Origin of the sequence: Polynucleobacter asymbioticus QLW-P1DMWA-1 (assembly GCF_000016345.1) — a bacterium.
Taxonomy (GTDB): Bacteria; Pseudomonadota; Gammaproteobacteria; order Burkholderiales; family Burkholderiaceae; genus Polynucleobacter; species Polynucleobacter asymbioticus.
Map to the genome: position 1 here is coordinate 1,004,512 of NC_009379.1, position 11,014 is coordinate 1,015,525.

An 11,014-nucleotide genomic window follows, 5' to 3' on the forward strand; every position below is an offset into this window, starting at 1 on the left:
CCCTGTTTATTCTTATTATTCCGAAACATTAACCACAAAGTGCTATGGAACAAAAACTACCCCTACCCCCTTTTACTAAAGAAACAGCAATTCAAAAAATTCGAATGGCAGAAGATGCTTGGAATACCCGCGATCCTGAGAAAGTCTCCTTGGTATATACGGAAGATACCATTTGGAGAAACCGAGCGGAATTTCCAAAAGGCAGAGAGCAAGTAAAAGAGTTTCTCCAGCGTAAATGGGCCAAGGAGCTTGACTACCGCTTAATTAAAGAACTATGGGCTTTTACAGCTAATCGCATTGCAGTTCGTTTTGCTTACGAATGTCATGATGACTCTGGTAACTGGTCGCGAAGCTTTGGTAATGAGAATTGGGAGTTCAATGAGAATGGTTTCATGATGAGACGTTTCGCTAGCATTAATGATTTACCCATCAAAGAATCTGATCGAAAGTTTTTTTGGCCCCTAGGAAGAAGACCGGATGACCACCCAGGACTAAGTGATTTTGGCTTCTGATAATTTAGATTCACTCGGAGGCTTTGCTCATGCACTGATCCATAGTCGTCAGCATGTTTCTCCTAAAAGACTGATTGCACCAGGCCCCAACCTATCTCAGAAATTAGAAATTTTGAATGCGGCTGGAGCCGCCCCCGATCATGGAAAGGTAACGCCTTGGCACTTTTATGAAGTCAGCCCCGAAAGTCGTAATTTATTAGGTGACTTATTTGCAGACGCACTCATAGCAAGAGACCCAAGCGCAACGCCAACTCAAATTGATGAAGCAAAGCAGAAAGCTTTTCGAGGCCCCTTGCTTTTATTGGCAACCGCTAAGCTGAACAATGAACTTGACAATATTCCCGAGCAAGAAAAACTCATCTCCGCAGGATGTGCAATTCAAAATATTTTACTAATGGCTAATTCTTTAGGATTTGGCTCAGGACTATCAAGCGGTAAGGCTCTATACAGCCAAAAGATGAGGGAGTTATTTTTACTTAAGGATAAAGAGGAGCCTCTGTGCTTCATCACTATCGGCACTATCTCGGTTCATAAGCCCAATAAGCAAAGGCCTGATGCAAATTCTTATAGTTCAGTTTTCTAATTAGATCTACTGGATATTTCTGCTTTCCAAGAAGTAAATTGGCCTAGCTGACTGGCACCTACTGGCCGTTCTCTGCCACCTAAATACTGCCAATCACCCAAATTGAACGCCAGCAAGCCACCCTATAAGAGCCGCCTGACCGTCACGTAACGGGACACTTCCGAGTCGGGTCAAACCGACACTCGATCGTCAGGGTCAAAATTTCATCAAAATCACCCAGTCGCAGGGTCGCACATAGTGCCCCAGGATCCTCCACGCTAGACTCAAGGGCACCCTCACGCTAGCAAAGCTTGACCATGATTGAGTCAATAGATCACAATCGACCAGCCTGAAATAGTATTAAATGGGGTAAATTGGCCTGCCCAGCACGATTCGAACGTGCGACCTACGCCTTAGAAGGGCGTTGCTCTATCCAGCTGAGCTATGGGCAGTTATGTGCTGGGTATATTTAGAACAATAAGGGAAAGTGGTCGGAGTACAAGGATTCGAACCTTGGACCCCCTGCTCCCAAAGCAGGTGCGCTACCAGGCTGCGCTACACTCCGACGGAACCGATATTCTACACTGACAGCGCCATTAGACGCAAATCCTGTAATATTCAGGCCATGGTTGCCTATTTTTCTAGCAAGTTCTCAAAGCAATATCGAGCCCTTTTTTCAAGCGCTCTATTACTCATTTGCTTATTGGGCACTCAAGGAATCGGCCTTAACCACAGTATTTCCCACGCTAATCAACAGCAAGTTGCAGCACAAAAAATAGTTGTTGATCATCAAAGCGCTAGTTTTACTCACAGCTCAGATACTTGCCATCTATTTGATGCGCTAACGCTAGCAGGCTTTATTCCAAGTCAGACATCAAATGTGATTAGCTTTGAGCTACTCCGTTTCTCCCCTACTCAATTCAATCATTCTTTAATAGCGCAAACTAGGATTACATCCTACCTGTCCCGCGCTCCTCCTACTTTCATCGTTTAAAACGTTGCGCTACTCAGCGCACCCTTGTTTTAATTATTCGCTACCTCTGTAGTGAACTCGGATGAATATGAATGTATTGAAGCACCTCTCTGTTTTAGTTTTTGCTGCCGTGATGTTTTGCAGATCTGTCTCTGCTCAAGATATTGCTGCATCAGACATACCAACATTAAATGTCACCGGTAATCGCGATGATGGCCAAGGCTTTCTATCACCTAACAAAATCATTGCTGGCGATGAATTGCAAGGTAAATTGAGCGGCACCTTGGGTGCAACCCTTTCAAATGAATTGGGCATATCAGCTACTGGTTATGGTGCGGGCGCTTCTAGACCCGTCATACGAGGATTAGACGGTGCACGAGTACAGATTCTGCAAAATGGTTTGGCTGCTGGGGATGTCTCCAGTATTTCTGCAGATCATGCGGTTGCTAGTCCTATGCAAAATACCCATCAAATTGAGATATTACGGGGTGCAGCCGCTCTGCAGTATGGCTCAGGTTCCAGTGGTGGACTAGTAAACGTGGTGAATGATCGCATTGTGACTTCAATGCCTGATACGCTCTCAGGCGCAGTTAATACCAGCTATGAAACAGTAAACCAAAACAAAACAGCCAATATTGAATTAGATGCCCCAGCTGGTCCCTTGGCGTTACATGTAGATTCTGCTATCAGCAACTCTAACAACTATCGTATTCCTGGGTTTGCTGAGCAAGGAGGCCCCAATGCCAATTGGGCTATCAATCCCGGTAATCCAGTCAACATTCCATACAGTGGAAAGCTACCCTTTTCTTATAGCGATGAAAATAGCTTGGGAGTGGGTGCAAGCTATATTAGATCCGATGGATATACAGGCCTATCAATGGAGCGCCTGAACCATAACTATGGAATCCCTACCTCTGAAGGTGGTTTTATTCAGCAGTCCCAAAACCGCTATGACTTAGCGCATCAAACGAATGATCCCTTTGATGGCTTTTCTTCAGTCAAAATCAGTGCTGCAAATACAAACTATCAACACACTGAGTTTACGAATAATGGAGTTGCTTCTACTCAGTGGAATAACACCGCAACTGAAGCAAGATTGGAATTAGCGCATAAAGCATTGCTAGGGTCAAAAGGAGTAATCGGCGCTCAAATTACTGGCGCAACATTAAATGCCACGGATTTAACTACTAATAACTACGCAATCGTTCCTCAAACTAAATCAAACTCAACAGCCCTATTTGTAGTGGAAGAAGGGCGTTACGGCCCTTTAAAAACGAGTTTGGGGGCACGTTATAACTATGCATCTCAAAATCCGAATTCAAGCACTCAATTTCCAAGTCAAAGTTCTCAAGAATTTACTCCCAACACCTACGGCCCGCCTACTATTCAGAACCGGCAGTTCAATTTAATGTCCTACTCTGCTGGGGGAATGTTGGATATTACAAGTGGGTATGGGCTTGGCTTAGCCTATACAGTGTCACAAAGGGCGCCATCCCCTCAAGAACTGTATTCCTATGGCCCGCACGATTCAACGGCAACATTTGATATTGGTAACTCCAATCTAGGAACTGAAACTTCACACAATCTTGAGCTTAGCTTGCAAAAAACAGTAGGCTTGATGCGCGGCAAGGCCAGCATTTATCGGAATCAGTTCTCTAATTACATCTATGGTTTTTATACAGGCTCTTACAGCCAGGCTAATGAGAATTTCTCTGTAGTGCAAGCCTCTCAGGCTAACGCCAATATCCAAGGCGCTGAAGGTGAGATTACTTACAACTGGAGTCAAACAGGGGTTGGTGGACGTGTATTTGGAGATGTCTCTCAAGGCACATTTACTTCTGGTGGAAATTTACCCTTACAGCCGGCCCCTCGTCTGGGTACAGAGTTAGCATATCAACGTAATGGTTGGCTCACTAGCGCGACTTACATCTATAGCTTTCAGCAAAATAGACTTGCTAGCTGGGAAATAGGACCTACGCCCAGCTATAACCTACTCAACGCGAATTTATCTTACACAGAACGAATTGGAAAGGTGAACTGGACCGCTTATATGGCCCTTAAGAATCTCTTAAATGAAGACATTCGTTATGCTACTTCCCCAATGTCCGTTAGACTCTATGCCCCGCAGCCTGGCAGAAGCCTCATGGTCGGCTTGAGAGCAGCCTTTTGAATACTTAAGGGGTGGGCACCAAGTCAGCAATGCTTTTGGCAGCATTCATGGCTACATCAGCGCTCTGGGTCTCAACCATTACTCGAAGCAAGGGTTCGGTGCCAGACGCCCTAATAAGCACCCTTCCGGCGTCTTTGAGGTCTGCTTCTACTTTGGTAATTTGTTTATTAAGAACTTCATCTGACTTCCAGTCATAACTAGGCTTCAATTTCACATTCAAGAGTACTTGCGGGAAAATCTTCACTGTATTGAGAAGCTCGGACAAACTTTTTTTATTCTGGCTCATTGCCGCCAATACTTGAAGGGCTGCAATAGTGCCATCACCTGTGGAATGTTGGTCTAGGCATAGCAAGTGACCAGAGCCTTCGCCACCGATGAGCCAACCTTTTTGCTTTAATAATTCCAAAACATAACGATCACCCACATTGGCACGTTCAAATCCAATACCAAGCCCTTTAATAGCATTTTCAATAGCTAAGTTTGTCATCAAGGTTCCAATAACGCCACCCAATTGTTGGCCTCGATCAATTCGATCTTTAGCAAGCACATAAAGTAACTCATCACCATTGAATAAACGCCCTGTAGAGTCAACCATTTGTAAGCGATCGGCGTCTCCATCTAAAGCAATACCTAAATCAGCGCCCTCTTCTTTTACCTTGGCAATAAGGGCTGCTGGTGCAGTAGCGCCGCACCCATCATTAATATTGCGACCATCTGGAGAAACTCCAATGGAGATGACCTCAGCACCAAGCTCATGAAACACATGAGGAGCTGTGTGGTAAGCGGCTCCATTTGCACAATCAACAACTAACTTTAAGCCTTTTAGATTTAAGTCACCTGGAAATGTTGATTTACAAAATTCAATATATCTTCCTGCTGCATCATCTAGACGAAAGGCTTTACCCAATTCTTTAGAGCTAACACACCCAATCGGATTTTCTAATTCTGCCTCAATGGCAAGCTCAAAATCATCGGATAACTTATCGCCTTTAGCTGAGAAGAATTTGATACCGTTATCTTGATAAGGATTGTGTGAAGCAGAAATCACGACACCTGCAGATAATCGCAATGCTTTGGTTAAATAGGCAACACCTGGAGTTGGAATTGGGCCGCATAACATCACATCCACACCGGCCGCTGCAAAACCAGCCTCAAGAGCTGCTTCTAATAAATAACCAGAGACACGAGTATCTTTTCCAATCAATACTTTGCAACGCTCATGCGGTTTAGCATCTTTAGTAAGTACCTTACCGGCAGCATATCCCAGGCGAGTCATAAATTCTGGAACAATAGGAAATTTCCCTACCTCACCTCGTATGCCATCCGTACCAAAGTATTGTTTTTTCATGACAGTCATTATAAAACTTAGACCCTTTAGGGTGCTTTTTAATTAATCTCTAGGGCTGAACCGCTTCCCAAAGCTTCAAAGCATCGACAGTTTCAGGCACGTCGTGAACGCGAACAATTCTTGCACCCCGATCAGCAGCCATGACTGCGGCAGCCACACTTGCCGAAACGCGATCATTGGTCTCTTTGCCCGTTACCTTTCCCAGCATTGATTTTCTAGAGATTCCGGCTAATACAGGAAATCCCAAGCTAGAAAATTGACTGAAATTGGAGAGCATGGAAAGATTATGCTCAAGGCTTTTGCCAAAACCAAAACCCGGATCGATGGCGATGCGATCGAAACCCACCCCATTTTCAATTAAAAGGTTTGCTCGATCTTTGAGGAATTGCCTCACCTCTTCAATCACATTGCGGTATTCAGGATTAAATTGCATTGTGAGTGGATCACGTTGCATATGCATTAAAACAATACCGCAGCTATTACTTTCTAGTACAGCCTTCAAGGCGCCCTCTTGTCTAAGCGCCCAAATATCATTCACGCAATCGACACCAGCAACCAATGCTTTTCGCATCGTCTCTGCTTTATAGGTATCGATTGACAGAGGAATGCCGCAATCTTTTAAACCTTCTATCACTGGTAAGACACGATCCAATTCTTCCTGAAGAGGGACTGGCTCTGCACCAGGTCTTGTAGATTCTCCGCCAATGTCAATCAGATCGACACCGTTAGCAATCATTCGCTCGGCTTGCGCTAGGGCATCTTTTGCTGTTCTAAACATGCCGCCATCAGAAAATGAATCAGGAGTCGCGTTCAATATACCCATCACAATGGGGCGCTTGCGTTTGTTAAAGTCAAAAAGAAAACGCCCACAACGCCATGTTGTGGGCATCTTGTGTATGCCTAGATTGCCCATTAAGACAGGGACAGCTTATGCAGTTGCTGGGGCGCTGCCGGCAGCAGGCCCTGGAGTTCCAGCAGAATTTCCAAACTGAGTAGCAGGTGGCGGCTTAGGGGTGCGCGGAGGACGGCCTTCCATGATGTCGTTGATTTGCTCGGCATCTATGGTTTCCCATTCGAGCAAAGCGGCAACCATTGCCTCGACTTTATCTCGGTTTTGCTCAAGGATGGATCGTGCTAAAGCATATTGACTATCAATCAGCATCCGAATTTCTGCATCTACCTTTTGTTGAGTTAACTCAGAAACAGTTTTAGAATTCGTGCGGCCAAAAATACTTTCGGATTCAGTGTCGACATAAACCATCGTGCCGAGACTATCGCTCATACCGTATCGAGTCACCATATCGCGCGCCATTTTAGTAGCTCGCTCGAAGTCATTCGATGCACCTGTACTCATTGAGTGCAAGAAAACTTCTTCAGCGGCACGGCCACCAAATAAAATCGCCAACTCTTCCAACATGCGATCTTTATATAAGTTCACACGGTCAAACTCCGGTAACTGCCAAGTAACGCCCAATGCCATACCACGAGGCATGATAGTGACCTTATGCACGGGATCTGCTTTAGGCAATACTTTTGCAACTACAGCATGACCAGATTCATGATATGCGGTATTACGACGCTCTTCTTCACGCATCACAGCAGATTTGCGCTCAGGCCCCATGTAAATCTTGTCTTTTGCGTCTTCAAAATCCTTCATATCAACCGAACGCTTATTACGACGTGCAGCAAATAAAGCGGATTCGTTAACCAAGTTAGCCAAATCAGCGCCTGAGAAGCCAGGTGTGCCACGGGCTAACACTGCCGCATTCACATCTGGATCAATCGGTACCTTACGCATATGAACTTGCAAAATTTGTTCGCGACCGCGGATATCAGGTAAGCCAACGTGCACCTGACGGTCAAAACGACCTGGTCTTAGCAACGCTTTATCCAATACATCAGATCTATTGGTGGCGGCAACAACAATCACACCGCTGTTACTTTCAAAACCATCCATCTCAACGAGCATTTGGTTGAGTGTTTGCTCACGCTCATCATTACCGCCGCCCATACCAGCGCCACGATGACGACCTACAGCATCAATCTCATCAATGAAGATGATGCAAGGAGAATTCTTTTTGGCGTTTTCGAACATATCGCGAACACGAGATGCACCAACACCAACAAACATCTCTACGAAATCTGAGCCGGAGATAGAGAAGAAAGGGACTTTAGCTTCGCCAGCAATTGCCTTTGCAAGCAAGGTTTTACCAGTACCTGGAGGGCCAACCAAAAGAACGCCGTGCGGTATACGCCCGCCTAGCTTTTGAAATTTTTGCGGATCCTTTAAGAAGTCCACCAACTCGAAGACCTCTTCCTTGGCCTCGTCGCAACCGGCAACATCTGCAAAGGTAACTGTATTACTGTTTTCATCAATCAGACGCGCTTTGGATTTGCCGAAAGAGAATGCACCGCCCTTACCGCCACCCTGCATTTGACGCATCATGAAAAACCAAAAACCAATAATCAATAAAGTTGGCCCAAGATAGTACAAAGCAGACACCAGCATATTAGGCTCATCATCGGCCTTGCCAGTTACTTGAACTCCATACTTCATGAGGTCACCAACCATCCGGATATCACCAGGAGAGATGATGGAATATTTATTTCCATCTGCAGGAGTTACTTGCAATGTGCGACCTTGCACATCTACACGCTTAACTTTGCCCGCTTTTGCATCATCCATGAATTGGGAATAGGTGACCTGATTCTGATCCTTAGGCTTGTCGAACTGTTTAAACACAGTAAAAAGCACTAAGCCCACAATGAGCCACACACCGATTTTTTGGAACATATTGCTGTTCAAATTGAGTCCTTTTCTGGATTAATCCAGGAGTTAAAGCGGATTGCTACCTAAGTATTTGATTCTACTACTAGCCTTTTTCAAGGGCTAATCGCATCTTTATTTAATAAACCCCCTCTATTTCGGGGGTTATTGAGTCCTTTTAATCTCTATTCGAATACTTATTTTGGAGGTTTGAGATTTTTTCCCAAAAGGAAGATCTCCGAGGACTTTGCTCTTGATGCCTTTGGCTTACGAGATGCAACCGTTTTGAAGACCTTTTTAAAGGATTCCACGATTTGGCTGTACCCACTACCGTTAAAGCACTTTATTAGCAAGGCGCCCTCCGGCTTTAAGTGGGCTGTAGCAAAGTCTAAGGCAATTTCTGCCAAAAATGCCATTCTGGCAGAATCTGCAACGCCAACTCCAGAGAGGTTGGGCGCCATATCTGATAGCACCAAGTCAACCTTACCTTCAGCGCTCTTTGGCAAAAGTGCCTCTAAGGCAGCCAAACCCTCTTCTTCTCTAAAGTCACCTTGAATAAAGCTGACATCAGCAATATCTTCCATTGGCAGAATATCAATAGCAATAATCTGACCGTCTGGTTTACCAGATTCTATTTTTGGATTGCTTTTGCCTAGTTCAGTAAGCCGATTGCGGACGTACTGAGACCAGCTCCCAGGAGCGCTCCCCAAATCCACAATAGTCATACCGGCTTTGATGAGATGATCTTGCTCGTCAATTTCGCTGAGCTTGTAAACCGCTCTAGCGCGATAGCCCTCTTTTTGAGCCATCTTCACGTAGGGATCGGTTAAATGATCCTGCAACCAACTTTTATTAAATTTATTCTTTGCCAAAACATACCCACTTTCGCTGTCTATTTTCCTAGTTTCTAGCCTCTAAAGCAAAAGGAATTGTGTTAAATCACTGCAAAATCGGGTTAAAAGGGCAATTTTTTACCATCAATGCTCTATCATCAAGGCCATGACTGCACTTACCATTACCCCTACACAACGTAAATCCCTCAAAGCTGACGCCCACGACTTAAGTCCGGTCGTCATGATTGGCGGCGATGGCTTAACTCCTGCCGTAGTGAAAGAAGCCAAATTAGCAATCAATCATCATGGATTGATAAAGATTCGCGTGTTTGGTGATGATCGCGAAGCACGCATTGCAATCTATGAAGAGCTTTGCGACAAACTCAATGCAGCGCCAGTTCAACACATCGGTAAGTTACTCGTTCTTTGGAAGCCGAAAGATATCGTTGATGATGCACTTTCAAACTTAGGTAGATCTAACAAGCAAACTAAGAAATCATTACAAGCGCCGCGCACTAAACGTCAACCAAATCGTGCACCAACTAAAGCAGGTGTTCGCACTAGTACTTCAGAAAGATCTGACCGTCGTTCAGCTTCTAATAAGTCACCATTCGCGCGGGCTGCAGCTGTGAAATCTGCCACCCCTAAAAAGCGTGTGCTGCGCTCTGAAGCTGCAGAATCTAAAATTGGTTGGTCTTCGCCTGGCTACCGTAAAGCAGTTGCTGCCCCTGCTCCCATCAAAAAACGCAAAGTGAGAATGAGCAGCACCAAGAAAAAATCACTTGGGTCTTAAGTAGCACCTTAGTAAATAAAAAACGCCGTATAACGGCGTTTTTTCGTATCAATGAAATGATTTAATAGCTAGATATTCGTATTTATTGTTTTGGTAGTTCTCCATAGTAAAACTATGCCTAGCGCACTTTGGAGCAGAAAAAGAGCGCTAGAAATACCGTGCAATCTTTTAAAGAAATCTGCATTGTTGGTTTCAGTGACAGATACGCCTAGATACAAAGCTTGATCACGCAAGATATTCATCCTGGGAATCAAAATAAAGGCTGCCCCTATGGAGCAGATCAGCATTCCTAATAGAATCCACCGAATCATCCGATAAGAATCAAGTCCTGTTCGCACATAAAAATTAGCAGCCACCATCAGAATGGCACTAAGGCAGACACCTATATAGGCCGTTATTTTGAAAAGATTTGCGGCTACTAGGCCAGCAATTTGACGATCGCCCAAACTTGAAAACAGAATTGGAACAACTAAGAAACCAACAGCAAAAAAGCTCCCGACCCAAAGCCCAGAAATTACGTTAAAAATTCTCTGGGATTGCGTAATTCGCATTAGATATAACGTACCGCCAAAATTTCAACCTCGCGATTACCAGCAGGAGCATGTACAGCAACTACATCACCCTCTTCTTTGCTAATTAAAGCACGAGCGATCGGTGAGCTAATAGATATTTTATTTAAAGCAATATCTGCCTCATCATCACCAACGATTTGATAGGTAAGCTTGGTACCGTCTTCTAGATCCTCTAGATCTACGGTGGCGCCAAAGACAACTAGACCTGTAACATCTAAGCTAGCTGGATCGATCACTTGAGCGGCAGAAAGTTTGCTTTCCAATTCTTGAATGCGGCCTTCAATAAAGCCCTGCTTTTCTTTTGCAGCATCGTACTCTGCATTTTCAGAAAGATCGCCCTGTGCGCGGGCTTCAGAAATAGCAATAATGACTGCTGGACGTTCAATGTGCTTAAGGCGGTGCAATTCTTCCTTAAGAAGTTCTGCACCGCGTTTAGTAATAGGAATTGTGCTCATACTGCTTACCTAACTTAAATTCATGCGCA

The 11,014-nt window shown here is 44.6% G+C and carries 11 protein-coding genes and 2 tRNA genes; 5 read left to right on the forward strand and 8 right to left on the reverse strand.

From position 1 onward, the window contains the following. Window positions 1–44: 44 nt before the first annotated feature. On the forward strand, window positions 45–512 hold the full coding sequence (locus tag PNUC_RS05255; protein WP_011902848.1) for a nuclear transport factor 2 family protein: 468 nt from the start codon (window positions 45–47) through the stop codon (window positions 510–512). Beyond that, a complete protein-coding gene (locus tag PNUC_RS05260) occupies window positions 502–1,095 on the forward strand; it encodes a nitroreductase family protein (protein WP_064721993.1) in 594 nt (197 codons plus the stop codon). Before PNUC_RS05255 ends, PNUC_RS05260 begins: the two co-directional genes overlap by 11 nt. Window positions 1,096–1,449: 354 nt before the next feature. Here the strand turns inward: PNUC_RS05260 and PNUC_RS05265 are convergent. Both PNUC_RS05265 and PNUC_RS05270 read right to left on the reverse strand, forming a co-directional pair. Beyond that, window positions 1,450–1,526, reverse strand: a tRNA-Arg gene (locus tag PNUC_RS05265). Window positions 1,527–1,562: 36 nt separating this feature from the next. Further along, window positions 1,563–1,639, reverse strand: a tRNA-Pro gene (locus PNUC_RS05270). Between the two features lie 60 nt (window positions 1,640–1,699). Here PNUC_RS05270 and PNUC_RS05275 point away from each other — a divergent pair. After that, window positions 1,700–2,068, forward strand: coding sequence for a hypothetical protein (locus PNUC_RS05275; RefSeq protein WP_011902850.1), 369 nt, complete (start codon window positions 1,700–1,702; stop codon window positions 2,066–2,068). Window positions 2,069–2,129: 61 nt separating this feature from the next. Beyond that, window positions 2,130–4,217 carry a TonB-dependent receptor gene (locus tag PNUC_RS05280; RefSeq protein WP_011902851.1) on the forward strand — a complete coding sequence of 696 codons (2,088 nt, stop codon included), beginning with the start codon at window positions 2,130–2,132 and terminating at the stop codon, window positions 4,215–4,217. Between the two features lie 4 nt (window positions 4,218–4,221). On the opposite strand, the gene glmM is transcribed toward PNUC_RS05280, so the two are convergent. From glmM to PNUC_RS05300, 4 genes are all read right to left on the reverse strand, one after another. After that, a complete protein-coding gene (gene glmM / locus PNUC_RS05285; protein WP_048812251.1) occupies window positions 4,222–5,565 on the reverse strand; it encodes a phosphoglucosamine mutase in 1,344 nt (447 codons plus the stop codon). 49 nt (window positions 5,566–5,614) lie between these two features. Beyond that, window positions 5,615–6,478: a dihydropteroate synthase gene (gene folP, locus PNUC_RS05290; protein WP_011902853.1), complete on the reverse strand. Its 864-nt coding sequence runs from the start codon at window positions 6,476–6,478 to the stop codon at window positions 5,615–5,617. A 15-nt stretch (window positions 6,479–6,493) separates the two neighbouring features. Beyond that, window positions 6,494–8,371, reverse strand: a complete 1,878-nt coding sequence (gene ftsH / locus PNUC_RS05295; RefSeq protein WP_048812095.1) for an ATP-dependent zinc metalloprotease FtsH — start codon at window positions 8,369–8,371, stop codon at window positions 6,494–6,496. Between the two features lie 158 nt (window positions 8,372–8,529). Continuing rightward, window positions 8,530–9,204 carry an RlmE family RNA methyltransferase gene (locus PNUC_RS05300; RefSeq protein WP_011902855.1) on the reverse strand — a complete coding sequence of 225 codons (675 nt, stop codon included), beginning with the start codon at window positions 9,202–9,204 and terminating at the stop codon, window positions 8,530–8,532. Window positions 9,205–9,331: 127 nt separating this feature from the next. On the opposite strand from PNUC_RS05300, the gene PNUC_RS05305 reads away from it, so the two are divergent. After that, on the forward strand, window positions 9,332–9,958 hold the full coding sequence (locus tag PNUC_RS05305; RefSeq protein WP_011902856.1) for a YhbY family RNA-binding protein: 627 nt from the start codon (window positions 9,332–9,334) through the stop codon (window positions 9,956–9,958). A gap of 68 nt (window positions 9,959–10,026) precedes the next feature. Here PNUC_RS05305 and PNUC_RS05310 read toward each other — a convergent pair whose 3' ends face one another. Continuing rightward, window positions 10,027–10,509, reverse strand: coding sequence for a DUF4149 domain-containing protein (locus PNUC_RS05310; RefSeq protein ID WP_011902857.1), 483 nt, complete (start codon window positions 10,507–10,509; stop codon window positions 10,027–10,029). Then, window positions 10,509–10,985 carry a transcription elongation factor GreA gene (gene greA, locus PNUC_RS05315; protein ID WP_011902858.1) on the reverse strand — a complete coding sequence of 159 codons (477 nt, stop codon included), beginning with the start codon at window positions 10,983–10,985 and terminating at the stop codon, window positions 10,509–10,511. The genes PNUC_RS05310 and greA overlap by 1 nt, the downstream gene beginning before the upstream one ends. Between the last annotated feature and the right edge of the window lie 29 nt (window positions 10,986–11,014).